Origin of the sequence: Mannheimia granulomatis, assembly GCF_011455695.1 — a bacterium.
GTDB lineage: Bacteria > Pseudomonadota > Gammaproteobacteria > Enterobacterales > Pasteurellaceae > Mannheimia > Mannheimia granulomatis_A.
In genome coordinates this window covers 1,028,222-1,053,798 of sequence record NZ_CP015030.1, presented here as the reverse complement: position 1 = coordinate 1,053,798, position 25,577 = coordinate 1,028,222, and the positions used below count along the sequence as shown (strand labels likewise).

Below are 25,577 nucleotides of genomic sequence, written 5' to 3'. Positions count from 1 at the left end.
CGATTAGCCTGCAAGCTCCGCACGCAAAATCGCCGCCCCTTGGCTTAGCGCTTCGAGTTTACCACGAGCCACTTGGCGTGAAAGCGGTGCCATTCCGCAGTTGGTGCAAGGGTAGAGGTTTTCTGCATCAACGAATTGCAACGCTTTACGCAGGGTGTCTGCCACTTGTTCCGGCGTTTCGATGATGTTGGTTGCCACATCAATCGCACCGAGCATTACTTTTTTACCACGCACTAATTCGATTAAATCCATTGGTACACGGGAGTTTTGGCACTCTAATGAGATGATGTCGATTTTCGACTGTTGCAGTTTCGGGAAGCTCTCTTCGTACTGACGCCATTCGTTGCCGAGAGTCTGTTTCCAGTCGGTGTTTGCCTTAATGCCGTAGCCGTAGCAGATATGCACCGCCGTTTCGCATTTTAAGCCTTCTGCCGCACGTTCTAAGGCTGCTACGCCCCAATCGTTCAGCTCGTCAAAGAAGACGTTAAACGCCGGCTCGTCAAATTGAATGATGTCCACGCCAGCCGCTTCCAGCTCTTTTGCCTCTTCGTTGAGGATTTTGGCAAATTCCCACGCCAGTTTTTCACGGCTTTTGTAGTGGGCATCGTAGAGGGTGTCGATCATGGTCATCGGCCCTGGTAACGCCCATTTGATTGGCTTGTCGGTGTGCGCACGGAGGAATTTCGCATCGTCCACAAACACCGATTTCGGGCGGGAAACCGCACCGACAACGGTCGGCACGCTGGCATCGTAACGGTTGCGGATACGCACAGTTTCACGTTTGTTGAAATCCACGCCGTCTAAATGCTCAATAAAAGTGGTAACGAAGTGCTGGCGGGTCTGTTCGCCGTCGCTGACAATATCAATCCCTGCGGCAATTTGCTCAGCAAGAGAAACCAACAGGGCATCACGTTTGGCTTGGAGAAGTTCGTCGCCTTGGAATTTCCATTCAGACCAAAGTTTTTCAGGCTCGGCAAGCCAAGCAGGTTTTGGTAGGCTGCCAGCGGTGGAGGTAGGGAGAAGAATTCTGCTCATTTTTTTGCTCTCTAATTTGTTTGTGTTTTTAAGTTTATGTTGTGGAGATCAAACTCCCCTCTTTGCTAAAGAGGGGGATTTATTTATGAATAATTTTTTACTTATTTTTCGTTTGCCCAAGCCTCTAAAATCGCTTTATACGGCTTGATAAAGTGTTCTTCGGCATATTTCCCTTGCTTTATCGCAAGCTGGGTACGCTCTACACGGTCGTATTCCACTTTGGTTACTGAGTAGTCTTGGTAAGTGAGACTACCTTTATATACCTGTCCTGCAACAGAATTAGCATTGTAAATCTCCGGACGGTAGATTTTTTGGAACGCTTCCATCGTGGCAATCGTGCTGATAAGTTCCAAATTAGTGTAATCGTTGAGCAAGTCGGCATTCTCATCGAAGTAGAACGCATATGGTGCAACGGATTTCGGCGGCATAAAGTAACGCACTTTTAAGCCCATTTTGGCAAAATACGCATCGGTTAATGAATAACTATCTTGCAGATATTCCACGCCTAAAATTGGGTGAACGTTGGTCGTTCTGGTGTAGGTGCGGGTTGTCGCCACGCTCAAACAGATTACCGGCGGTTTGCTATATTTTGCTTTGTAGGCAGGCGATGCCAATAAATGTTTGAATAGCTTGCCGTGCAGTTCGCCGTAGCCTTCCGGCACGGTAAATTCCGGTTTGTCTTTGTTGTGATCGAGCAGCAGCACGCTGAAATCGTAGTCACGCACGAAAGAAGAGAAGTTGTTACCGACGATACCGTCAATGGTTTTACCCGTTTTGTGATCGACCACATAGGTTTTAAGCCACTCTAACGCAGGGAAAAACTCGCCATTGCCTTCTACATCGATATCCATTGAGACGATGTCTAATTTCACCGAATAACGATCAGAAGTCGGGTTATCCCAATCTGCCAAATCATTGAAACGCTTATTGATCATCGCAATCGCATTTTGCAGGTTCTCTTTGCGGTTCTCGCCACGAGCAAGGTTAGCAAAGTTAGTGGTTAAGCGGGTGCTATTATCGTCAGGTTGATAATTTTCATCAAATTCAAGGGTATGCACACGGCATTCAAAATTGGTTGTCATTTTACATTTCTCCTTTGTAATTATGTATGATGAATTAAACCATAAATTATTTTTGAATAAAAATGATAGATTTTTGAAATAAATATGAAATAAATTCATATTCTAAGTGGAAAGTAAATTTGATGAGAAAATTTATTTGAATGAAAAAGGGGGATAAGTCTTCCCCCTATAGTGTTTTTAATGGTTATCTCGCAATAGGATTTACTTTTGCTTTTTGCAATTTGCGATAAGCATTCAACAATTTCTGATGTGCTGCCATATTTTCTAAAGTTTCATCAGAAGCGGTTAGTCCAACAAACGGATTGCCACCAGTAATGGCTGTCCAAGCAGATTCAACGGCTTGAACACCGTACATTTTCTCAAATACACGGCGGTATTGTGCCGGCTCACGGTTTTCGTCTAGGTGTAATTCAATAGATTGAATTAAGCAACGATAGTAGTTGTTACGTTCAGCGGCAAAGACACTTGCGTTCATATTTGCCGTCCAGTTCGCCCAGTCTAATGCTTGCTCTAAGTTGCCTAATGCAAGGTGAAGCATTGATTTTAATTCACCAATACGCAAGGTTTGCAAGGCTGACCCTTTTTCAGCCACCACACCGATAAATTCACGAACGCGGGTTAAATCATCAATACCTTGCTCATCTAGCTCATCTAACAACTCTTGATAAGTCTCAGCATCATGGTGGAAATGTGGCAGATCCAATAAAATCTCACGCCAATCCATACCCATATTGTTATTGGCATAAATCAGGTCATCGCTTGGGTAAATGTTAGACATTCCCGGTGCCAAAATACGGCACGCATACACGCCTAAATGCTCGTAATCCATAATATAAACAGGCTGATTATGCTTATTGAAAATCGCCATCATGTTATTAAATTCTTCTTCGGTGGTGCCGGAGAAATCCCAATGCACAAAAGGGTAGTTCGCATCATGTTTGAAAAGATCCCAAGAAATTAGACCGCTTGAATCAATAAAATGAGTTTCAAGGTTGGCGTGATCGGCAACATCTTCATTATTAAACGATGGCGGAGCAAATACATCTAAATCTTTTAAGCTACGCCCTTGTAATAATTCGGTGACAGTACGCTCAAATGCAACTTGAAAGTTAGGGTGAGCACCGAAAGAGGCGAAACACGTACCGTTTTGTGGATTCAATAAAATCACACAAATTACTGGGAACTCTCCACCTAATGAAGCATCGTAACAAAGAATCGGGAAGCCTTCTTGCTCTAATTTTTCAATCGAAGCCTTGATAGTCGGGTAGCCGTCAATCACATTTTGTGGAATTTCAGGCAAGCTGATTGCTTCAGTAATAATGCGATTTTTTACAAAACGCTCAAAAACTTCCGATAAACCTTGTACACGGGCTTCATTTTTGCTGTTACCTGCTGACATACCGTTAGACACAAACAAGTTGCCGATAATACTTTGTGGAATATAAACAGTTTGGTTATCAGATTGGCGAACGTAAGGCACAGTGACGATACCGCGATCGTAATTGCCCGATTGTAAATCAACTAACAGCTCAGGTGTTAGCTCACCATTCGGATCGAAATATTCCCATAAGAAATCATCCATCATTTCGGGTGGTGGAATTTCTTCATCTTCAATCGGGAACCATTTCTCAGTTGGATAATGCACAAAATCAGCATTTGCTAATTCCTGACCTAAATAGAAATCTGCCCAGAAATAGTTGCTGGATAAACGCTCAAAATATTCTCCTAACGCTGAAGCAAGAGCGGCTTTTTTGCTTGCTCCTTTACCGTTTGTAAAACATTGAGGGCAATCAACATCACGAATATGTACAGACCACACATTCGGAACTGGGTTTAACCAAGAGGCTTCCTCAATGTTAAAGCCTAATGTTTTTAATTTATGTTGGAAAGTGGAGATACTGTCTTCAAGTGCAGCATCTTTACCGGTAATAAAGGTTTGCTCAGTCATCATTTACCTTAAAGTATATGTTTAAAAATGCGGTATTCTAACAAAAAATGAAGAGAAAAGGAGAAGTTAATTTATAAGAATTAGTTATAGGTTATTAGCTCAAAGTTTTTATATGAAGTTTGATATAAATTAAGGTAGAAAGGAAATTATTTATGGTATTCTTAATAAATAACATTTTATAAAAAATGAGTGAATTTTATGCAACAACAATATATTGCTCATGTTCGTAAGAAAGACAGCTTAAAACAATCTGTTTTTGAGCATTTAAAGCAAACTTCTTATATTGCTAAAGTTTTGTCCTCTAAACTTGATTTGGCCGAAGCAGGAGAATTGCTCGGCTTAATGCATGATTTCGGTAAATATTCCGAGAAATTTCAAACATATATTCGTCGTGTAACAGGCATGCTAAGTTCTGCGGATTTAGACAGCGAAGATGAAAATAATGGTGGAGATCATTCAACTGCTGGTGCACAATGGATTTATCGCCGTTTAAGGAAATTTGGTGCGGCTAAAAATGAAGAAGGGAAAGCAAACGGCATCGGTGAGCTTGTTGGACAGATTTTAGGATTGTGTATTGCTTCACATCACGGAGCGGGTTTAATTGACTGTTTAAGCCCCAAAGGGGATGTAAAATGGCGAGAGCGTTTTGAAAAAGATGATGCTCTGACACACTTATCTGAATGTGAGAAAAATGCTGATGAAGTGATTATCACCCGAGCGGAAGAATTAATTAGTTTAGAGTTAATAAAGTTATTAGATAAACCAATATTGTCTATTTTAAAGCAAAAAGAGATTTCACCAAAAGTTAAAGAATTTTATTTAGGCTGTTTAACTCGTTTTTTATTTAGTTGTTTAATCGATGCCGATCGCATTAATACCTCAGATTTTGAAAATGAGAGACAAAAAGAGATTCGTAATCTGACCAAAACACCAAATTGGCAAACAGCGATTGATAAATTAGAATCGCATTTGTCCGATTTTGAAATGAAATATCCGATTGATGAAGTTCGTCAGAAAATTTCTGAATCTTGCCTCGCACGCTCAACAGATAAACAAGGTATTTATACTTTAACGGTACCAACGGGTGGTGGAAAAACACTTGCCAGTCTCCGTTACGCACTTCATCACGCCAAACAGCATAATCTTGATAGAATTATCTATATTATCCCCTACACTTCCATTATTGACCAAAATGCCCAAGCCGTTCGTGAAATATTAGGCGAAGAATGGGTACTTGAACATCATTCTAATATCGAACCGGAAAAACAAACTTGGCAGAATAAACTCTTATCAGAAAACTGGGATAAACCGATAGTGTTTACTACGATGGTGCAATTTCTCGATGCTTGGTTTGGCAGTGGTACGCGTGGTGTACGTCATATACATGCAATGACCAAAAGTGTATTGATCTTTGATGAAATTCAAACTCTTCCAATTAAATGTGTCCATTTATTCTGTAATGTTTTAAATTGGCTGACGCAATTTGGGAAATCCAGTGCAGTATTATGCACAGCCACTCAGCCATTATTGAACGCATTGAAAAATCCTGAATTAGGGCAGGTTCAATTAGCTGAAAATGCAGAATTAATGGGTTCTCAATCATCATTGCAGGAATTATTTGATAATTTATCACGTGTTGAAGTACATTATCGCCCACAAGGGGGTAGATATTCGCTAGAAAATGCAGGTGAGTTTTTATTAGAGCAATTTGAAAAATATTCTAGCTGCTTATTTATTGTGAATACGAAGAAATGGGCACAGGATTTATATCGTTATTGTCAAAATCGTCATATTTCCCAAGATGCACTTTTCCATTTAAGTACCAATCAATGTTCCGCTCATCGTAAAACCATTTTTGATAAAATTAAATTACGTTTACAAAATAAAGAGCCTGTGATCTGTATTAGTACTCAGTTGATAGAGGCGGGTGTTGATATTTCTATGGCTTGTGTTATTCGGGCATTAGGTGGCCTAGATAGTATTGCTCAGGCAGCCGGGCGTTGCAATCGTCACGGAGAAAATGCTGGCAAAGGGCAGGTTTATGTATTGAACTTACAGGAGCCAAATTTAGCAGAAGTATTGCCGGATATTGGTATTGGTCAGCAAAAAGCTGAGAGTGTGTTGGAAAATTTTGAAGGACAAGATATTTTACAGCCTAACGCGATGAATCAGTATTTTGACTGCTACTTTTATAGTCGTAGTAATGAAATGGGCTATTCCCTACCAAATAATTATTCAGGTACGTTGTTAGATTGGTTATCAGATAATGCAGAGAATACTTATACCCCTAAAAATGATAAACGTAGCACCAAATATCCACTATTAATGCAATCTTTTAAAAGTGCGGGTAAATTATTTCAAACAATTGATGCCCCAACGCAAGCGGTCATTGTGCCTTATAAAAATGCAAAGGAGTTGATTGCAACACTATGTGGCACAGATGACAATGCACAAAAATATAAAGCCTTGTCACAAGCCCAGCGTTATAGCGTTAATGTCTTTCCGAATGTTTGGCAAAAACTACAAGAAAAGGATGCTATTCAAGAAACCCAAGTAGGCTCGGGGATCTATTATTTAAAAGAGCGTCATTATAGTGAAGAATATGGATTATCTATTGAAGAATCAGGTAATCTGACTTTTTATGATTTATAGAAGGAGCGATATGAGTAACGAAAATACATTCCGTAGCAAATCATTTAGCTTTCGTGTATGGGGCAGACAAGCGTTATTTACCGACCCTATTACCAAAATTGGCGGTGAGAAATTTACCTATCCTGTTCCTACTTACGAAGCGATTAAAGGCATTCTGAGAAGTATTTACTGGAAACCGACCATTATTTGGCATATCGACCGTATTCGCATAGTGAAGCCAATCCGAACCCAAGCCAAATCGACCAAACCTTTGGATTGGAATGGTGGTAATACTTTGGCGATTTACACATTTTTAAATGATGTGGAATATCAAGTTGAAGCGCATTTTACGTGGAATGTGTATTGGGAAGAGTTAGCGGGCGACCGTAATGTTGGCAAACATACCGCAATTATTGAAAGAATGCTTGAACGAGGCGGGCGGCAGGATATTTTCTTAGGCACCCGTGATTGTCAGGGTTATGTTGCACCTTGCCAATTTGGTGAAGGCGAAGGCTTTTATGATAATGTGGATGAGTCCATTGATTTTGGCTTGATGTTCCACAGTTTCGGCTATCCGGAAGAAACAGGGAATGATGAATTAATTAGTCGTTTTTGGCAGGCGAGTATGCAAAAAGGCGTGATTAAGTTTCCTGCTGTCAGCGATACTGAATTGAAAACCCGCTTTATTCGCAAAATGAAACCATTTAAGCCCTTTAAACGTGGCGAAAATGTGAAAGCAGTGGAAGAAGAAGCAAAGGAGCTTGATCTATGAGTTGGATGCAAAAGTTATACCACACGTATGAAGCTGCTTTACAGAAAGAATCGAATCTGAATGAAGAACCTTTAACGCCTGTTGGTCACACTCAGCAAAATGCACATATCGTGATTGTGTTAAAGGGTGATGGCGAGTTTCGAACTGCTCGTGTTATGCCGCCTAAAACAGCGATTATGTTGCCGGCAACGGAATCTTCTGAAAACCGTACCAGTGGGGAAGCACCACATCCGTTAGCAGATAAAATCCAATATGTGGCTAAAGATTATGTCGCTTATGGCGGTGAGAAAAAAGCCTATTTCGGAAGTTATTTGCACCAACTACAAGCTTGGTGTGATTCTAGTGCATCTCATCCCAAAGTATCCGCTATTCTGAACTATGTGAAAAAAGGGAAAGTGGTTGAAGACCTAATCTCGGTAGGCGTATTTCAGCTTGATTCTGAGGGAAAAGTGCTTAACAAGTGGGAAGGCGAAGGAGAGGCTCCTGCGATTTTTTCAACATTGCCTAAAACGAAAGGCGAGATTGAATTCGGTTCAGCATTGGTTTGTTGGAGTGTAGAAATCAAGGGCGATCCACAAAGTGATACTTGGACGGATACAACCATTCAACAATCCTGGATTGATTATTTGGCTTCATCGGACAGCCAAATAGGCTTTTGTTTTATACAAGGCAAGGAAAGCCCTATTTCTACTATGCACCCAGCTAAATTACGCCACACAGGCGATAAGGCTAAACTGATTTCATCCAATGATACCGCAGGTTATACTTTCCGCGGACGTTTTGAAACAGCAGAAGAGGCTGCGACTATTTCTACGGAGGTCTCTGCAAAAGCACACAGTGCTTTACGTTGGCTTATCTCCCGTCAAGGTATTCGTAATGGCGAACAAGTCACCGTAGCGTGGGCAGTCAGTGGCGAAAAAATCCCTTCTCCATTAAAAGATTATTTCGATGAATTCTATGACAATGAGGACGAAGAGATAAGTAAGGTCGAAAATGATGTAGAAATTGAATTGCCGTCTGAAACCGAAGGCAACATTGATCATTCAGTAGATTTGGGTAAAAGTGCGGCTGAAATCATTAAAAAGAAATATCATGGTTATAAAGCCAAGCTCAAAGCACACGAGCAGATTTCGTTATTGATGTTAGATTCGGCAACGCCGGGGCGAATGGCTTTAACCTACTATCAAGAATTTTTACCTGCGGATTATTTTGCCAATTTAGAGGCGTGGATTGATGATTTTTCTTGGTATCAACGCCACAGCATTGAAACGAAAAACGGCAAGAAAAACGAGAAACGCACGATTTGGGCAGTCGTTCCGCCTTCGCCATTCGCGATTGGCAATGCAGTGTATGGAGCAGCAACATTAAGTGATTCCCTAAAAAAACAACTTTATGCCCGCTTGTTACCAGTGATTGCTGGTGGAAAAAGTGTTCCTATCCCCTATGATTTAGTACAACAGAGTTTTCAAGTAGCATGTAATCCACATGGTTGTGAAAGTTGGGAATGGCAACGGAATATCGGTGTGGCTTGTGCCTTATATAAAGGCTGGCGAACCCGTCATTATGATGAATCAGAAAGGAGAGAATACTCAATGAGTTTAGATAAAGAAAATCGCTCGCGTGATTATATATTTGGCAGATTATTAGCTATTGCTGAGAATCTGGAGCGTATGGCATTAAATATGGCAAGTGAAATACGAGCGACTAATGCTGAACGTTATATGCCACGGTTTGTTACAAACCCTTTTAAAACATGGGAGCAACTTGAAAGGAATCTTAAGCCTTATAAAGCTAGACTACGCAAGGATTATCCAGTAAGAATTTCTGAAAAATTCGTTTTAGACAATCCGCTTGCATTTTTACGTAAGCGGGAAAATGAAATTACTCGGTTAGTTTGTATCTTAGCTGAATTAGAAAAATCAGGCTGTGATTTACATAAACCGCTAGAGCCAGAGTTTTTACTTGGTTACCACAGTCAAAAAATGGCTTACCAGAATCAATCAAATACTGAGTCTGAGCCATCTGAAACTAACTAATTAATCTATGGAGATAAATTATGTCTTTAACAAAGAAAATTGATTTTGCTTTAATCATCGGCGTTAAAAATGCTAATCCTAATGGTGATCCATTAAATGGTAATCGTCCGCGTACTGATTTTCACGGTTTTGGTGAAATCACCGATGTTTGCTTAAAACGTAAAATTCGTGACCGCTTGCAAGATGCTGGCGAGAGCATTTTCGTGCAATCGGATGAAAAGAAAACAGACGGTATGACCAGCCTTGCCAACCGTGCGAAAGATAAAGATGTCGGTTTAGGTAGTGATGCTTTCAACGCTAAAAAATCCAGCCGTGATGAAACTGCTCAAAAAGCTTGTGAAAAATGGCTGGATGTTCGTAGTTTTGGGCAAGTTTTTGCTTTCGGTAAAAGCGAAGAGGCTTCGGGCGTTTCCATTGCGATTCGTGGGCCGGTCACTATTCAATCTGCATTCAGTATTGAGCCTGTGATGATTACCAGCACCCAAATTACCAAAAGTGTCAGCGGCGAAGACCCAAAAGATGGTAAAAATAAAAGTTCCGACACCATGGGGATGAAACACCGTGTAGATGGAGGCGTTTATGTGGCTTATGGAGCTATGTCGCCACAACTGGCGGAGCGTACTGGTTTTTCAGATAGCGATGCGGAGAAGATCAAATCTGTTCTAACCAAGCTGTTTGAAGGCGATGCCTCTTCTGCACGTCCGGAAGGTTCAATGCAAGTCGTGAAGCTGATTTGGTGGGAGCATAACTGCAAATCAGGGCAATATTCGTCAGCCAAAGTGCATGATAGTCTGCAAGTCAATGCGGACGGCAGTTATCAAATCAAAGCGCTTGATGGTTTAATCCCGCAAGAAATTGATGGATTCTAAATGTTGAACGTTTTGCAAAAAATCGAGCAAAACCGACCGCTTGTAGCGGAATGCGAGCCGCTTATCGTGCCGCTTTCCGCCCTGCAACACCACGCCTTTTGCCCTCGCCAATGTGCGTTAATCCACAACGAACAGGTGTGGGCAGAAAATTATCTGACTGCCCAAGGTCGCGTGTTGCATGAACGCGTTGATGGCGGCGAACCCGAAACCCGCAAAGGCGTGCGCTATGAACGTAGCGTGCATTTATCTGCTGAACAATTGGGACTGACGGGTATTGCCGATATGGTCGAACACGATTTAAAAACAGGCCGTCTGAAACCTGTTGAATACAAACGCGGCAAGCCCAAACCTACTGCCATCGACGAAATCCAACTCTGCGCTCAAGCGCTTTGCCTAGAAGAAATGATGGGGCAAACCATCGAAGAAGGCGCGCTGTGGTATATGCAAACCCGCCATCGTGTGCCTGTGGTGTTTTCAGACGGCCTGAGAAAACAAACGCTGTATACCATTGCCCAAGTCCGTGGACTGTTAAAAAGCGGCAAAACCCCACCGCCCGAATATGGCAAACATTGCAAAGCCTGTTCATTGGTGGAGATTTGCCAGCCGAAGCTGTTGGAGAAGGATAGGTCGGTGGGGTATGTGAAGGGGTTGTTTGGGTGATATCTTTAATAAGTATATTTTATGAAAAATTATTTGAAATTTGTTAGTGGAAATTTACCAGACGGAGTTGTTGGGGAGAAGTACAGGTTGGTGGGGGATGTGTTAGGGTTTATTAAGTATCTGTATTTTATGAAAATTACTTGAGGTTAAGCGAGGGATCGTTTAGTATTAATGCATATCTTAAATCTTAAAGGAGATGCATATGCATAATAATCCCAAAAAAAGTTGGTTTTTTCATGTAGAAAAGAGTGAAAATGATGAGTTTTCCTTACGTTGTAAGGGGATAAGTAACTTAAAAATTCTTATTGTAGTTGCTTTACTTGCAGTTAGTTTATTTGTGTCTCAGTTTCCTCAACTTAGGAAATTTTTTGCTCTTTTATTAGGAGGTGCGTAATAAGCTAGTTTTATTGTCAGTTCTTGTTATAGAGCTGTGAGTTGAAATATAAATTACAGTTACTTATTAAGTAACTAATATGGTGCCACGTATTTAACGTGGCACATTTTTAAAATATCTAATGAAATCAATATATAAAGTGCGGTTATTCTAAGAGAAATTCTAATGAAAAAACTCCAAAACACCCTCTACATCACTACCCAAGGCAGCTATCTCCACAAAGAACGCGAAACTTTAGTGGTGGAGCAAGAGCGCAAAAAAGTGGCGCAGTTGCCGGTGCATTCGATTGGGCATATTTTCTGTTTTGGTAATGTGTTGGTGTCACCGTTTTTATTGGGGTTTTGCGGTGAAAATAACGTCAATGTCGCATTTTTTAGCGAAAATGGTCGCTTTTTAGCCCGCTTGCAAGGTCGGCAGAGTGGGAATGTGTTGTTGCGGCGGGCGCAGTATCGGGTTTCCGAACACGCGCCTGTGCTGATTGCGAGAAATATGATTGCCGCCAAAATTCAAGCGAGTAAGCGGGTGTTGCAGCGGCAAATCCGTAATCATGGCGAAAATGCGGAGATTGAGAGCGCGATTAAATCGTTAAATTTCAGTTTGTCGCAATTAAAAAATGCCGATAATCTTGATTTGATTCGAGGGATTGAGGGCGATGCGGCGGCGCGTTATTTCAGTGTGTTCGGTCAGATGATTAAGGCAGACAGCGGTTTTGCATTTGACGGGCGAAACCGCCGACCGCCGCGTGATGGCGTGAATGCGCTTTTATCGTTTTTATACAGTATTTTAGGTAAGGATATTTCGGGTGCGTTGCAAGGTGTAGGCTTGGATCCGCAAGTAGGCTTTTTACACGCCGACCGCCCAGGTCGCGATAGTTTGGCTCAGGATATTTTGGAAGAGTTTCGCGCGTGGTGGGTGGATAGAATGGTGTTGTCGCTGATTAACCGCCGCCAAATCAAGCCTGATGATTTTATTTATGAGGCAAGTGGCGGGGTCATCTTAAAACCCGAAGCGCGCAAATTGATTTTTCAAACGCTGCAAGCCAAAAAGCAGGAAAAAATCACCCATCCGTTTTTAAATGAAGAAGTGGAAATCGGGTTGTTACCTTATATTCAGGCTATGCTGCTGGCACGCCATTTGCGTGGTGATTTGGCTGAATATCCGCCATTTTTAATGCGTTAAAAGGTTTTCAGACGGCCTTAAAAGAAAAGGGAGCTTTTCTATGATGATGTTGATTACCTATGATATTTCGTTGGATGACCCAGAGGGGCAAAAACGCTTGCGCCATATTGCGAAACATTGCCTTGATTACGGTGTGCGGGCGCAATATTCGGTGTTTGAATGTGAGGTTACCCCTGATCAATGGGTAAAATTAAAACAAAAATTGCTCGACACTTATAATCCTGACTGCGATAGCCTGCGGTTTTATCATTTGGGCAGCAAATGGCGAAATAAAGTTGAACACCACGGCGCGAAACGGGCGGTGGATGTGTTTAAAGATACCCTGATTTTGTAGTGTTTTTGTGATCGCTAATGGGTGGTTCTCATCAAAATGCCGTGAGGTTAGCGAATATCTAAGTTCTTTAAAAATCAATAGATTATAAATTTTGGTAGCACAATAGATGTTGTGTTACACTTTAAATTACTCCTTATAGAAACAGTTAGCGAATCCGAGGCTGCAAAGCCTTGTGGCGCAATGCTTGCGGATATAGGGGCAGCCACCTTCGCGTGGCTGTGAGTTGAAACGCGAAAAACCAAAGCGAAACAGTGGCAGAAAAGGACAGCCACCTTCGCGTGGCTGTGAGTTGAAACGCTGAACCAAACATCGTCATCTTACGCATGACAACAGCCACCTTCGCGTGGCTGTGAGTTGAAACCAAGAACAGCTTTAAATGCTCAAGTTGCTCAAAGCCAGCCACCTTCGCGTGGCTGTGAGTTGAAACATTTTGGAACAAGAGTGGACTATTAAAGAGAGTCGCAGCCACCTTCGCGTGGCTGTGAGTTGAAACCAAACAGGTGGTGTGATTATCGGTAATCGGGTGGCAGCCACCTTCGCGTGGCTGTGAGTTGAAACTTGAAAGTCATTTCGGTTTAGATTTAAAAGCAATAGCAGCCACCTTCGCGTGGCTGTGAGTTGAAACATTTTGGAACAAGAGTGGACTATTAAAGAGAGTCGCAGCCACCTTCGCGTGGCTGTGAGTTGAAACCAAACAGGTGGTGTGATTATCGGTAATCGGGTGGCAGCCACCTTCGCGTGGCTGTGAGTTGAAACGCACTTTATGCTCTAGACATTTGAATGCTTTTGCCCGCAGCCACCTTCGCGTGGCTGTGAGTTGAAACTCCACTGTAAGTATTGGCTGATATGCTTTGGCTCGCAGCCACCTTCGCGTGGCTGTGAGTTGAAACAACGATAGATTTGGATTTAGGAGAAATTAAGATGACGCAGCCACCTTCGCGTGGCTGTGAGTTGAAACAGGCGAATGCCCGCACGTTTGGCGAGTAATTGCCGCAGCCACCTTCGCGTGGCTGTGAGTTGAAACTCGGATCTTCCAACAACTCTTTCACTGTTACTAAGCAGCCACCTTCGCGTGGCTGTGAGTTGAAACACTGTCGTGACCAAGAGGGACGTTATGTTAGCTGCAGCCACCTTCGCGTGGCTGTGAGTTGAAACATCCGCACTAATCCCCAACCAATGACCAATATACCAGCCACCTTCGCGTGGCTGTGAGTTGAAACATAATTGGTCTCATGGATTGCAAGAAAAATCGGCAGCCACCTTCGCGTGGCTGTGAGTTGAAACATGGATGAGCCGATGGGCTGCTATAATGATATCGCAGCCACCTTCGCGTGGCTGTGAGTTGAAACGGTTGCCCCTGCCGTCTGTAACGTTGAGCCAAGGCAGCCACCTTCGCGTGGCTGTGAGTTGAAACGCCTAAGTTGATTAATGCTATTGCTAACTTGTTAACAGCCACCTTCGCGTGGCTGTGAGTTGAAACTGCTGATGTAGCTTCTTCCGATTTCCCTATATCATGCAGCCACCTTCGCGTGGCTGTGAGTTGAAACGCAGACCCGAAAAACACAATATAACCGTGAATATGCAGCCACCTTCGCGTGGCTGTGAGTTGAAACACTGCCATTAAACACTTTCATAGCAAGCGAACCAAAGCAGCCACCTTCGCGTGGCTGTGAGTTGAAACCAACGGCGAGCTGTACCAAACGACACACCTGCACGCCAGCCACCTTCGCGTGGCTGTGAGTTGAAACGTAATCCCACTCTAAGTCTAAAACGGATAAACCGGCAGCCACCTTCGCGTGGCTGTGAGTTGAAACGCAAAGTTCCGACAGCCTTTGAGGTTGTTCACGGCAGCCACCTTCGCGTGGCTGTGAGTTGAAACGCAGACCCGAAAAACACAATATAACCGTGAATATGCAGCCACCTTCGCGTGGCTGTGAGTTGAAACACTGCCATTAAACACTTTCATAGCAAGCGAACCAAAGCAGCCACCTTCGCGTGGCTGTGAGTTGAAACCAACGGCGAGCTGTACCAAACGACACACCTGCACGCCAGCCACCTTCGCGTGGCTGTGAGTTGAAACGTAATCCCACTCTAAGTCTAAAACGGATAAACCGGCAGCCACCTTCGCGTGGCTGTGAGTTGAAACGCAAAGTTCCGACAGCCTTTGAGGTTGTTCACGGCAGCCACCTTCGCGTGGCTGTGAGTTGAAACCGATAGCAGCTCAAACACCTACGAATGGATGAGCGCAGCCACCTTCGCGTGGCTGTGAGTTGAAACATCAATACCTTGAATACCCGTTGGAGTACCTGTCAGCAGCCGCCTTCGTGCGGCTGTGAGTTGAAACGCGGGGTAGAGAGAATGAATCTATGGATTGAACGTGCAGCCGCCTTCGTGCGGCTGTGAGTTGAAACTGCACAAAAAGCCGTTGCAGATAGATATATTGCTAGCAGCCGCCTTCGCGCGGCTGTGAGTTGAAACTGTTCCTTTCTTTTTATTTATAAAAAAATGGACGAAACTATTTTGCATTATTTTTTGTAGCAGCTTTTAGTATGGATTTCAAGATTCGGCTAGCGGTTAAATTTTTGCAAAAGTTTGCAAATCTGTTATACTTCCCTTGAGTTGGTTAGGCAATCGCTGGTTTATTGAAGCCCTTAGTGCTGTAAAGTAAAAGCCCGAAACGGGTGATAAGTGGGACAAATAAACGAGAGGAAAGTCCGAGCTACATAGGGCAGAGTGCCAGATAACGTCTGGGAGGCGTGAGCCTACGACTAGTGCAACAGAGAGCAAACCGCCGATGTACGTAAGTGCAGGTAAGGGTGAAAGGGTGTGGTAAGAGCACACCGCGTGGGTGGCAACATTCCACGGCACGGTAAACTCCACTCGTAGCAAGACCAAATAGGAACTCAATCGGTGGCCCGCCGAGAGTTCGGGTAGGTTGCTTGAGCGTATGTGTGAATATACGCCTAGAGGAATGATTGTCCGCGACAGAACTCGGCTTATCGACCAACTCACTGAATTTTGACATAGCGAACAGGGTAACTTGTTCGCTTTTTATTTTTATATGGCTGGAAAAATGAAATTAGTAAAAATATTTATTGTTGCTTGTGCTTCTTTATATGTTTCTCAAGCACTTGCTCATCCGCATTCGTTTGTTGATCTTAAAAACCGGATTATAGTAGAAGATAGTCTGTTAAAATCCTTCCAGATGGAATGGATGTTAGATGAAATCAGTTCTTCAGAGCTGATTTACGAACTTCAAAACAGCGTAGATAAAGAGAAAACAAAAAAAGATATTACCGCTGAAATGGTGCAATCTGCTGTGCAAAATCACTATTTCAGCACTTTGTATGATAGTAAAAATCAGCCGATTAAATTTACAACTAAGCCGACAGAGACCCGTTTTGATATAAAAGGAAATCGGGTTGTGTTTTATATTACCTTCCACCTAAGCCAACCTTATAATTTAAAGCAGAATCAAGTTCGCTTTTATACCTATGAGCCGAGCTATTATATTTCGATGGAATACAATAACGCTAAGGATATTAGCATTTCAAATACTGTTTGTACGGCAAAATTAGTATTGCCGCAAGTTGATAGTAAACTGCGTCTGTATGCTTCAGGTTTAGACAAAAATCAATCACCGGATATACCTGAAAATATAGATTACTCATTAGGGGCTCAATTTTCACAAAAAGTGGAGATAATATGCGAATAAATGCTAAATTTTTAGGATGGATAGCGGTTGGTTTATTGGCTTTTTTTGCAATTTATCAACTCTATCCGTTCATGTTATTTAAAGTGATGGAATGGCAAAAATCGTTTAACTTGCAACTTGCCAGCTCAATGAATGAGTTGGGGGAGAATCAAAACAGGGCAGGTGCCACCTTAGTTTTGGTTAGCTTTTTATATGGTGTCTTTCATGCAATAGGCCCGGGGCATGGAAAATTCATTTTAAGTAGTTATCTCTCTTTTGAGAAAACAAAACTAAAGCAAGCTATGAAAATTACCTTTGCTTCTGCTTTAGTGCAAGGTTTGGTTGCAATTTCACTGGTGACGATTATAGTGGTAATTTTCACTCTTTCCCGTCAATATTTTAATGTGACGTTGAAATGGGTTGAAAGAGCCAGCTTTAGTATGATGATATTGTTCGGACTTTACTGGTGCTACCAAGTATTTAGAGGAGTTCGGAAATCAGATAAGCTGATGATTAGATCCCTTCGTCTTTCGCAAAATTCAACTAAAAAATTACCGCTTGTAACACCGAAACACCATGTACACAATGAGCATTGTGGCTGTGGACATAAACATTTACCCACTACTGATGAAATGAAAAAAGCTGCAGATTGGAAATCTCAATTAATGCTTATTTTCAGCATCGGTGCAAGACCTTGTTCCGGTGCAATTTTGGTGCTTTTTCTCTCTTATACACTAAATCTTTATTTATGGGGCGTGATTGCTGCTATTACCATGGCAATAGGCACCGGTTCTACATTAACTCTGTTTGCTTATTTGGTTATTGTGGCAAGAAATAAGGCTTTTCAAATAAGCCGTTGGTATCTTTCTGCACAGATGAATCAAACATTAGTTTTAATACTGAAATTAATAATAGGTGTAGCGTTAATTTTGTTAGGAGCTAGTTTATTTCATGGCAGCTTTATTGAAACTGACAGTGGAGGCAGTTTATTTAGACGTTAATTTTTTTATAGAAAAAATTAATAAAAACCATTAAAAAATCTTTTCAAAAATTGGAAACTCGCTAAAATACAACCATTTTTATTATATTAAAGAGGTCTTCATGGATTCTATTATTTCGTTATTTGAAAGTATCCTTACTTGGATTGTTAATACAATTGACGGTCCGCTTTGGGATATTACTATTCTGCTGTTATTAGGTGCAGGTCTATTTTTTACTATCACAACAGGCTTTGTACAGCTACGTCTTTTTCCGCAAAGTTTACGTGAAATGTGGGGTGGACGTTCTGCAGATGGTGCTTCATTAACACCATTCCAAGCGTTTACAACAGGTCTTGCAAGCCGTGTAGGTGTCGGTAATATCGGTGGTGTTGCAACCGCTATTGCTTTAGGTGGACCAGGTGCTGTTTTCTGGATGTGGTTAACAGCACTGATGGGAATGAGTTCTGCGTTTGCTGAGTCTTCACTAGCACAGTTATACAAAACGCGTGATCCAAATGGCATGTTTCGTGGTGGGCCAGCTTACTATATTACCCGTGGTTTAAAATTACCTCCATTAGCAATTGCTTTTGCTATAACGCTTATTTTTACTTTTGGTTTTGCTTTTAACGCAGTACAAGCAAACTCAATTGTAGAGGCAACACGTAACGCTTGGGAGTGGGATCCTATTTATGTGGGGATCGCATTAGTGGTGATTACAGGCATTATTATTGCCGGCGGGGTAAAACGTATTGGTAAGGTTTCTGCTCAAGTCGTTCCGATGATGGCGCTGTTTTACTTAATTATTGCTGTGATTATTTTAGGCATGAACATTGAGAGAGTACCAAGTATTATTGGTTTAATTATTGAGAGTGCTTTTGATTTCTCAGCAGCAGCGGGTGGGATGTTTGGTGCTTTAGTATCAAAAACAATGTTAATGGGGATCAAACGTGGTTTATTCTCAAATGAAGCAGGTATGGGTTCTGCACCAAACTCAGCAGCAACTTCTGATGCTAAGCACCCTGCAAGCCAAGGTTTAATTCAGATGTTAGGGGTATTCGTTGATACGATAGTAGTTTGTACTTGTACTGCGGTTATTATTTTAATGTCAGATAACTACGGTGGTGAAAGTTTAAAAGGTATCTCTCTTACTCAGACTGCATTGCAATTCCACTTAGGTGAATTTGGTTTACATTTCTTAGCCTTTATTATTTTATTGTTCTGCTTTACTTCAATTATCGGTAACTATGCTTATGCAGAAACAAATATCCGCTATATTAAAAACAAAGCATGGTTTGTTTGGGGCTTTAGAGCGATTGTATTGTTCTTTGTGTACTTTGGTGCGGTTAGAGATGGTGGTATCGTTTGGGCGTTTGCTGATACAGTGATGGCATCAATGGCAGTAATCAACCTTGTGGCGATTTTAATTCTTGCTCCAATCGTTTGGATTATTATGAAAGACTATATCCGCCAATTAAAAGCTGGCAAAGATCCAGTATTTAAAATTGAAGACCACCCAGAGCTTATTCGTAAAGGTGTTGATCCATTAATTTGGAAATCGAAAGAATAAGATAAAAGACTAAAACAAAACAAGCGGTCTAATTTGTAAAAAATATTGCAAATTAGACCGCTTGAGTTTTAGTTTTAAGGATTAAAAAATTGGGGAGCGAATATTGTTCTTCCAATGATTTTTCTAGGATTTTTCTAGCCTAAAATCTTGCGTAAGGCGGAACCAATTTCAGCAAGGCTTCTGACAGTAGTCACGCCCGCATCTTCTAAGGCTTTGAATTTCTCATCTGCAGTGCCTTTGCCGCCGCTGATAATTGCACCTGCATGTCCCATTCGTTTACCTTTTGGTGCGGTAACACCTGCAATATAGCTCACAATAGGCTTGGTTACATTCGCTTTAATGAAGGCTGCCGCTTCTTCTTCCGCTGAGCCGCCGATTTCACCAATCATTACAATTGCTTCGGTTTCAGGGTCATCTTGGAATAGTTTTAAAATATCGATAAAGTTTGAGCCTGGAATCGGATCCCCTCCGATACCAACACAAGTAGATTGCCCAAAGCCTTCGTCTGTTGTTTGTTTGACCGCCTCATAGGTGAGAGTACCTGAGCGGGAAACAATACCGATTTTACCTTTTTTATGGATATTGCCCGGCATAATGCCGATTTTGCATTCATCAGGGGTAATCACGCCCGGGCAGTTCGGGCCGATCATACGTACACCGCTTTCATTTAAGCGTTGCTTAACTTGCAGCATATCAAGGGTTGGGATGCCCTCGGTAATACAGACAATAAGTTGAATGCCGCCATCAATCGCTTCTAAAATAGCATCTTTACAGCCTGGTGCCGGTACATAAATAACTGTTGCTGTAGCCCCGGTAGCTTTCACAGCATCTTTTACCGTATCAAACACCGGTAAGCCTAAATGGGTGGTTCCACCTTTATTGGGAGAAACGCCACCAACTAGTTGTGTGCCGTAGGCCAGTGTTTGTTCGCTATGGAATGTGCCTTGTCCGCCGGTAAAGCCTTGGCAAATGACTTTTGTATTTTTATCAATTAAAATCGACATTGTTCCTCCTAATTTGCAGATTTTACTGCTAATTCAGCCGCTTGTTTTAGGGATGTCGCCGCTAAAATACTGAGCCCGCTGGTAGATAAAATCTCACGTCCTTTTTCTGCGTTGGTTCCTTCTAAACGCACAATCACAGGGACATCCACGCCGACTTCGTTTACTGCGGCAATGATGCCTTCGGCAATTAAATCACAACGCACAATGCCGCCAAAGATATTGACTAACACGGCTTTTACGTTCGGGTCAGATAAAATCAACTTAAATGCCGCTGCTACACGCTCTTTGGTTGCACCACCGCCTACATCGAGGAAGTTTGCCGGTTTGCCACCATAGAGTTTGACGATATCCATTGTCCCCATCGCTAAACCTGCACCGTTTACCATACAGCCGATATTGCCGTCTAATGCCACATAGTTCAGGCTCCATTTTTCTGCTTCAGCTTCACGCTCATCATCTTGGCTTAAATCTTGTAAAGCTTTTAGGTCAGGGTGGCGATAAAGGGCGTTACTGTCAATCGACATTTTCGCGTCTAAGCAGAGGAGTTGTCCTTCTTTTGTGACCACAAGTGGATTAACTTCCAATAGGGCTAAATCTTTTTCCACAAATAAGTTCGAGAGTTTCACAAAAATATCCGCGAACTGTTTTACTTCATCACCTTTTAAGCCTAATTTAAAGGCAAGTTCACGCCCTTGGAACGGCTGACCGCCAGTGAGTGGGTCGATGGTAGTTTTGTGGATGAGTTCTGGCGTGTTGTGGGCGACATCTTCAATATTCATCCCGCCGGCACTCGATGCCATAAACACCACTTTTTGTGCAGAACGATCGATTACCGCCCCTAAATAAAGCTCTCTGTCAATATTACAGGTTTCTTCTACATAAATTACATTCACCGGCTGCCCGAGGCTATCGGTTTGGAAAGTGACTAAGCGATTCCCCAACCATTTTTCAGCAAAGGCTTTCACTTCATTGGCATTACGAACTAATTTCACCCCGCCGGCTTTGCCACGCCCGCCTGCGTGAACTTGGCATTTGATCGCCCATTGCTCTCCTTGGAGCTGGCTGATTGCCGTTACTGCTTCAGCGGCAGAAGTGCAGGCAATCCCTTGGCTGACAAGCAATCCATATTGTTTAAAAATTTGTTTTGCTTGATATTCGTGTAGATTCATAGAGATTCCTCTTAGTTTATTTTGCTATTGTTTAATAGCCGAATATATCATGTTTGCAAAATTTCAGTAAAATTAGACCGCTTGTAACCTTACAAGCGGTCTAATTTTTCAATTAAATTTCAAGTAATAAACGAGTCGGATCTTCCAACAACTCTTTCACTGTTACTAAGAAACCAACAGACTCTTTGCCGTCAATTAAGCGGTGATCGTAGCTTAGAGCTAAGTACATCATTGGGCGGATAACTACTTGTCCATCAACTGCCACCGGGCGATCTTTAATCGCGTGCATGCCTAAAATCGCACTTTGCGGTGGGTTGATAATCGGGGTGGACATTAGCGAGCCGAATACACCACCATTAGTGATGGTGAAGTTACCACCGGTTAAGTCTTCCACCGTTAATTTGCCGTCACGGCCTTTTTCGGCAAGCTCTTTAATTTTTTTCTCAATATCTGCCATGCTCATTTTATCGCAATCACGCAGAACCGGAGTCACTAAGCCACGAGGCGTGGAAACCGCAATACTGATATCAAAATAATTGTGGTAAATTACATCATCACCATCAATTGAGGCGTTAATTTCAGGGTAGCGTTTTAACGCTTCCACCACTGCTTTGATGTAGAAAGACATAAAGCCTAGGCGTACACCGTGTTGTTTTTCAAATTTTTCACCATAGGTTTTACGCAGGTTCATAATTGGCAACATATCCAATTCATTGAATGTAGTCAGCATTGCTGTGGTATTTTTGGCTTCGAGCAGGCGTTCTGCAATGCGTTTGCGTAAACGTGTCATTGGTACACGTTTTTCGCTGCGGCTATTAAATGCGACAGTACTTACTGTATTTTGTGTAGTTGCAACTTGAGTGGCTTGAGCAAGCTGAACACGTTTTGCAATCTCTTTTTCAATATCCTCACGAGTGATTCTTCCGCCCACTCCACTGCCTACTATCTCTGAAGCTTGTAAGTCGTGCTCGGCTAATAAGCGGCGAATTGCAGGGCTTTGGTCATCGGCATTTGTGTGGCTATGTTCAATTGCGGCATATTTGCGATCAGCCGGTGTTGCCTCTGTTTGTTGTTCGATTTTTTCTTGAGTAATATCACCGGCTTGTGCGGTATTTATTTTACCTAGTAGTTGCTTTGATACCACTGTCGCCCCTTGTTCTTGGCAGATTTCTGCAAGAACACCATCGTTAGAAGCCGGCACTTCTAAAACGACTTTATCAGTTTCAATTTCGACTAGAATTTCATCACGTTTTACAGTATCACCTACTTTTTTATGCCAAGTAGCGACTGTTGCATCCGCAACAGATTCTGGTAAATCAGGAGTTAAAATTTCGATTGTCATTGTTTTCTTCCTTTTTTCTTATCTTTTCGACAAAAGAAGGCATTTTTAGAGTGTTAATGCATCTTCAACGAGTTGTTTTTGCTGTTTAGCGTGTAGGGATGGATAACCTACAGCCGGTGAAGCTGAAGCAGGTCTACCCGCATAAGTTAATTTTACACCTTCCGGAATAGAGGCTTCAAAATTATGTTTACTGCAATACCACGCGCCTTGGTTAAGTGGCTCTTCTTGACACCAGACAAAATCTTTTACGTGAGCGTAAGGCTCAAGAATCTGTTTCATTTCCTCATAAGGGAATGGGTAAAGCTGCTCGATACGAATAATAGCAATATCCGTTTGGTTATTTTGGCGGCGTTGCTCAAGTAAATCGTAATATACTTTACCCGAGCACATCACCACACGTTTTACTTGTTTTGGATCGATACTATCGACTTCGCCAATCACATTTAGGAATGTACCATTTACCAAATCATCTAATGATGAAACCGCAAGTGGGTGGCGTAATAAAGATTTCGGGGTAATTGCAATGAGTGGACGGCGCATTTTACGGATCGCTTGACGACGTAACATGTGATAAACCTGAGCCGGTGTTGATGGCACACAGACTTGCATATTCTGTTGTGCACAAAGCTGTAAATAGCGTTCAAGTCGGGCAGAGGAGTGTTCCGGGCCTTGCCCTTCATAGCCGTGAGGCAACAGCATTGCTAAACCACACATTCTGCCCCATTTTTGTTCACCGGAACTAATAAATTGGTCGATTACAATTTGCGCACCGTTAGCAAAATCACCAAATTGAGCTTCCCAAATGGTCAATGTTTTCGGATCGGTTGTAGCAAAACCATATTCAAAGGCTAGTACTGCTTCTTCAGACAGCACAGAGTCCCATACTTGGAAGCGGCCTTGATTGGCATGTAAATTAGTTAGTGGAACATAGCCTGTACCATCATTTTGGTTATGGATTACAGCATGGCGATGGAAGAATGTACCACGACCGGCATCTTCACCGGATAAACGTACGTGTGTGCCATCATCAAGCAGCGTTGCATAAGCCATCGTTTCTGCCATCCCCCAGTCGAATAATTTTTTGCCTTCGTACATTTCTTTACGATCAGCGTAAATTTTTTCCACACGAGAGTGAGCTTTGAGAGATTGCGGATATTCACAGACACGTTTGGCAATCGTTAAGAAACGCTCTAACGGGAATTTACTTTCATACGGCTCGGTCCAATCGTAGTTGAGGTATTGCAACCAATCGACAGCCGCCATATTCATTTCACGCCATTCAGGTACAACTCGATCACCATTATCTAGGGCATCACGATACAGATTGAGCATTTCAATTTCTTGCTCATTGCTTAAAACACCTTCGGCAATTAAGCGATCTGCATATACCTTACGAGGTGTAGGGTGCTTTTTGATAATGCTGTACATCATCGGTTGAGTTGCTAATGGCTCGTCGGCTTCGTTATGACCATGACGACGATAAGAAATCAGATCAATAAAAATATCGCGTTTGAATTTAGTGCGATATTCCACTGCCATTCTTGCTGCGAAAGCCACTGCTTCAGGGTCATCACCATTTACGTGAATAATCGGTGCTTGAATCATTTTCGCAATATCGGTACAGAATTCAGTTGAGCGAGTGTCATTCGGATTAGAAGTAGTGAAACCAATTTGGTTGTTGATCACAATGCGGATTGTACCACCCACTTTATAACCACGGGCATTGGCCATGTTGAGTGTTTCTTGTACAACACCTTGACCAGCCACAGCAGAGTCACCATGCACGGTTACTGCAAGCACTTTTTCATGTGCAGTATCACGCATACGTTCTTGTCTTGCACGCACAGAGCCAATCACCACCGGGCTTACAATTTCCAAGTGTGATGGGTTGAAAGCAAGGGTTAAATGCACGTTTTTATTGTCAACAGCAAAGTTAGATGAGAAGCCTTGGTGATATTTTACATCCCCTGTACGACTTTCATCAGCGTGTTTGCCGGCAAACTCATCAAATAATTCTGCAGGGCGTTTACCGAATACGTTTACCAACATATTTAAGCGCCCACGGTGTGCCATGCCTAATACCACGTCTGTCATACCTTGGCGGGCAGAGTGACGGATGATCTCTTTCATCATTGGAATAAAGGCATCGCTTCCCTCAAGCGAGAATCGTTTTGCGCCAGGGAATTTCGCCCCTAAGTACCGCTCTAAACCATCTGCGGCGGTGAGTTCACTTAATAAATTGAGTTTCTCTTCTTTCGTAAAAAGTGGTTTGTTCAATACACTCTCAATTTTTTCTTGCAACCAATTACGTTGCTCAATATCTTGAACGTGCATAAATTCTAAGCCGATAGGGCCAAGATAGGTTTCTTTAAGAGCATGATTTAATTCGCTTAGTTTCATAGTTTCTTTGCCGTAAACATAGCGACCTACGGTAAAGGTTTCGTCTAAGTCGGCGTCGGTAAAACCATGATATTTGTAATCTAATTCAGGTACACTAGAGGTTTTCCAGCGATAATAATTGATAGGGTCAAGTTGTGCTTCTAAATAACCACGGAAACGATGTGCATTAATCCATTGTAATAAACGAACTTGTTTGGCACTGGCTTTTGGATCGATAACGGTAATGGATTGAGGCTGTTGCTCTCGTGCTAATTTACGAAAATAATCACGGACTTGAGAATGTGATTGTTCAACTTGATTTGTATCGTGTGTCGGAAATGAATCAAATATAGCTTTCCAGCTGGCATCAACACTCTGTGGATTTACTAAATATTGTTCATAAATTTCTTCAACATAAGATTGGCTTGAGCCGCCAAATGGCGATGACTTAATCCAATCATCAAAATTGTTATATTGCATATAGACCTTACCTGATAATGGT

At 42.2% G+C, this 25,577-nt stretch carries 18 protein-coding genes, 1 other RNA gene and 1 CRISPR repeat array; of the genes, 12 read left to right on the top strand and 7 right to left on the bottom strand.

Translation table 11 applies throughout. From position 1 onward, the window contains the following. Positions 1–3: 3 nt before the first annotated feature. The 3 genes from A4G16_RS05040 to ycaO form a co-directional block, all read right to left on the bottom strand. Complete coding sequence (locus A4G16_RS05040) at positions 4–1,035, bottom strand: methionine synthase (RefSeq protein WP_165888965.1); 1,032 nt, start codon at positions 1,033–1,035, stop codon at positions 4–6. Between the two features lie 101 nt (positions 1,036–1,136). Further along, positions 1,137–2,117 carry a putative oxygenase MesX gene (locus tag A4G16_RS05035; protein ID WP_165888964.1) on the bottom strand — a complete coding sequence of 327 codons (981 nt, stop codon included), beginning with the start codon at positions 2,115–2,117 and terminating at the stop codon, positions 1,137–1,139. A gap of 184 nt (positions 2,118–2,301) precedes the next feature. After that, positions 2,302–4,065 carry a 30S ribosomal protein S12 methylthiotransferase accessory factor YcaO gene (gene ycaO, locus A4G16_RS05030; protein WP_165889902.1) on the bottom strand — a complete coding sequence of 588 codons (1,764 nt, stop codon included), beginning with the start codon at positions 4,063–4,065 and terminating at the stop codon, positions 2,302–2,304. A gap of 198 nt (positions 4,066–4,263) precedes the next feature. Between ycaO and cas3 the strand changes: the two genes are divergently transcribed. The 12 genes from cas3 to A4G16_RS04970 all read left to right on the top strand — a co-directional run bounded on the left by cas3 (position 4,264) and on the right by A4G16_RS04970 (position 19,181). Beyond that, positions 4,264–6,717 carry a CRISPR-associated helicase Cas3' gene (gene cas3, locus A4G16_RS05025; RefSeq protein WP_165888963.1) on the top strand — a complete coding sequence of 818 codons (2,454 nt, stop codon included), beginning with the start codon at positions 4,264–4,266 and terminating at the stop codon, positions 6,715–6,717. A 10-nt stretch (positions 6,718–6,727) separates the two neighbouring features. Next, positions 6,728–7,468 carry a type I-C CRISPR-associated protein Cas5c gene (cas5c, locus tag A4G16_RS05020; protein WP_165888962.1) on the top strand — a complete coding sequence of 247 codons (741 nt, stop codon included), beginning with the start codon at positions 6,728–6,730 and terminating at the stop codon, positions 7,466–7,468. After that, on the top strand, positions 7,465–9,504 hold the full coding sequence (gene cas8c, locus A4G16_RS05015) for a type I-C CRISPR-associated protein Cas8c/Csd1 (RefSeq protein WP_165888961.1): 2,040 nt from the start codon (positions 7,465–7,467) through the stop codon (positions 9,502–9,504). Before cas5c ends, cas8c begins: the two co-directional genes overlap by 4 nt. Positions 9,505–9,524: 20 nt before the next feature. Continuing rightward, complete coding sequence (gene cas7c, locus A4G16_RS05010; protein WP_165888960.1) at positions 9,525–10,373, top strand: type I-C CRISPR-associated protein Cas7/Csd2; 849 nt, start codon at positions 9,525–9,527, stop codon at positions 10,371–10,373. Continuing rightward, on the top strand, positions 10,374–11,033 hold the full coding sequence (cas4, locus tag A4G16_RS05005; protein ID WP_165888959.1) for a CRISPR-associated protein Cas4: 660 nt from the start codon (positions 10,374–10,376) through the stop codon (positions 11,031–11,033). It begins immediately after the preceding gene. Positions 11,034–11,235: 202 nt separating this feature from the next. Beyond that, entirely contained in the window at positions 11,236–11,427 is a 192-nt protein-coding gene (locus A4G16_RS05000; protein ID WP_165888958.1) for a hypothetical protein, read from the top strand. Positions 11,428–11,592: 165 nt separating this feature from the next. Then, entirely contained in the window at positions 11,593–12,606 is a 1,014-nt protein-coding gene (gene cas1c / locus A4G16_RS04995) for a type I-C CRISPR-associated endonuclease Cas1c (RefSeq protein WP_165888957.1), read from the top strand. 40 nt (positions 12,607–12,646) lie between these two features. Next, a complete protein-coding gene (cas2, locus tag A4G16_RS04990) occupies positions 12,647–12,940 on the top strand; it encodes a CRISPR-associated endonuclease Cas2 (protein ID WP_165888956.1) in 294 nt (97 codons plus the stop codon). A 198-nt stretch (positions 12,941–13,138) separates the two neighbouring features. Beyond that, positions 13,139–15,418: a CRISPR direct-repeat array (repeat unit 32 nt; unit sequence GCAGCCACCTTCGCGTGGCTGTGAGTTGAAAC). A gap of 137 nt (positions 15,419–15,555) precedes the next feature. After that, an RNA gene (rnpB, locus tag A4G16_RS04985) (RNase P RNA component class A) lies at positions 15,556–15,955 on the top strand. Between the two features lie 58 nt (positions 15,956–16,013). Further along, positions 16,014–16,655: a DUF1007 family protein gene (locus A4G16_RS04980; protein WP_165888955.1), complete on the top strand. Its 642-nt coding sequence runs from the start codon at positions 16,014–16,016 to the stop codon at positions 16,653–16,655. Continuing rightward, positions 16,646–17,635 (top strand): nickel/cobalt transporter, encoded by a 990-nt coding sequence (locus tag A4G16_RS04975; protein ID WP_165888954.1) that lies wholly within the window; start codon positions 16,646–16,648, stop codon positions 17,633–17,635. The genes A4G16_RS04980 and A4G16_RS04975 overlap by 10 nt, the downstream gene beginning before the upstream one ends. A 100-nt stretch (positions 17,636–17,735) precedes the next feature. Continuing rightward, positions 17,736–19,181, top strand: a complete 1,446-nt coding sequence (locus tag A4G16_RS04970; protein WP_165888953.1) for an alanine/glycine:cation symporter family protein — start codon at positions 17,736–17,738, stop codon at positions 19,179–19,181. A gap of 134 nt (positions 19,182–19,315) precedes the next feature. Here A4G16_RS04970 and sucD read toward each other — a convergent pair whose 3' ends face one another. From sucD to sucA, 4 genes are all read right to left on the bottom strand, one after another. Beyond that, entirely contained in the window at positions 19,316–20,185 is an 870-nt protein-coding gene (gene sucD / locus A4G16_RS04965; protein ID WP_165888952.1) for a succinate--CoA ligase subunit alpha, read from the bottom strand. Positions 20,186–20,193: 8 nt separating this feature from the next. Then, positions 20,194–21,354, bottom strand: coding sequence for an ADP-forming succinate--CoA ligase subunit beta (sucC, locus tag A4G16_RS04960; protein ID WP_165888951.1), 1,161 nt, complete (start codon positions 21,352–21,354; stop codon positions 20,194–20,196). Between the two features lie 112 nt (positions 21,355–21,466). After that, on the bottom strand, positions 21,467–22,696 hold the full coding sequence (gene odhB, locus A4G16_RS04955) for a 2-oxoglutarate dehydrogenase complex dihydrolipoyllysine-residue succinyltransferase (RefSeq protein ID WP_165888950.1): 1,230 nt from the start codon (positions 22,694–22,696) through the stop codon (positions 21,467–21,469). 45 nt (positions 22,697–22,741) lie between these two features. Continuing rightward, positions 22,742–25,555, bottom strand: coding sequence for a 2-oxoglutarate dehydrogenase E1 component (gene sucA / locus A4G16_RS04950; protein WP_165889901.1), 2,814 nt, complete (start codon positions 25,553–25,555; stop codon positions 22,742–22,744). Positions 25,556–25,577 lie beyond the last annotated feature (22 nt).

Excerpts from the sequence above, each read along its gene's own strand:
- A4G16_RS05040 (WP_165888965.1), bottom strand. The coding sequence starts at position 1,035 with ATGAGCAGAATTCTTCTCCCTACCTCCACCGCTGGCAGCCTACCAAAA.
- A4G16_RS05035 (WP_165888964.1), bottom strand. The coding sequence starts at position 2,117 with ATGACAACCAATTTTGAATGCCGTGTGCATACCCTTGAATTTGATGAA.
- ycaO (WP_165889902.1), bottom strand. The coding sequence starts at position 4,065 with ATGACTGAGCAAACCTTTATTACCGGTAAAGATGCTGCACTTGAAGAC.
- cas3 (WP_165888963.1), top strand. The coding sequence starts at position 4,264 with ATGCAACAACAATATATTGCTCATGTTCGTAAGAAAGACAGCTTAAAA.
- cas5c (WP_165888962.1), top strand. The coding sequence starts at position 6,728 with ATGAGTAACGAAAATACATTCCGTAGCAAATCATTTAGCTTTCGTGTA.
- cas8c (WP_165888961.1), top strand. The coding sequence starts at position 7,465 with ATGAGTTGGATGCAAAAGTTATACCACACGTATGAAGCTGCTTTACAG.
- cas7c (WP_165888960.1), top strand. The coding sequence starts at position 9,525 with ATGTCTTTAACAAAGAAAATTGATTTTGCTTTAATCATCGGCGTTAAA.
- cas4 (WP_165888959.1), top strand. The coding sequence starts at position 10,374 with ATGTTGAACGTTTTGCAAAAAATCGAGCAAAACCGACCGCTTGTAGCG.
- A4G16_RS05000 (WP_165888958.1), top strand. The coding sequence starts at position 11,236 with ATGCATAATAATCCCAAAAAAAGTTGGTTTTTTCATGTAGAAAAGAGT.
- cas1c (WP_165888957.1), top strand. The coding sequence starts at position 11,593 with ATGAAAAAACTCCAAAACACCCTCTACATCACTACCCAAGGCAGCTAT.
- cas2 (WP_165888956.1), top strand. The coding sequence starts at position 12,647 with ATGATGATGTTGATTACCTATGATATTTCGTTGGATGACCCAGAGGGG.
- A4G16_RS04980 (WP_165888955.1), top strand. The coding sequence starts at position 16,014 with ATGAAATTAGTAAAAATATTTATTGTTGCTTGTGCTTCTTTATATGTT.
- A4G16_RS04975 (WP_165888954.1), top strand. The coding sequence starts at position 16,646 with ATGCGAATAAATGCTAAATTTTTAGGATGGATAGCGGTTGGTTTATTG.
- A4G16_RS04970 (WP_165888953.1), top strand. The coding sequence starts at position 17,736 with ATGGATTCTATTATTTCGTTATTTGAAAGTATCCTTACTTGGATTGTT.
- sucD (WP_165888952.1), bottom strand. The coding sequence starts at position 20,185 with ATGTCGATTTTAATTGATAAAAATACAAAAGTCATTTGCCAAGGCTTT.
- sucC (WP_165888951.1), bottom strand. The coding sequence starts at position 21,354 with ATGAATCTACACGAATATCAAGCAAAACAAATTTTTAAACAATATGGA.
- odhB (WP_165888950.1), bottom strand. The coding sequence starts at position 22,696 with ATGACAATCGAAATTTTAACTCCTGATTTACCAGAATCTGTTGCGGAT.
- sucA (WP_165889901.1), bottom strand. The coding sequence starts at position 25,555 with ATGCAATATAACAATTTTGATGATTGGATTAAGTCATCGCCATTTGGC.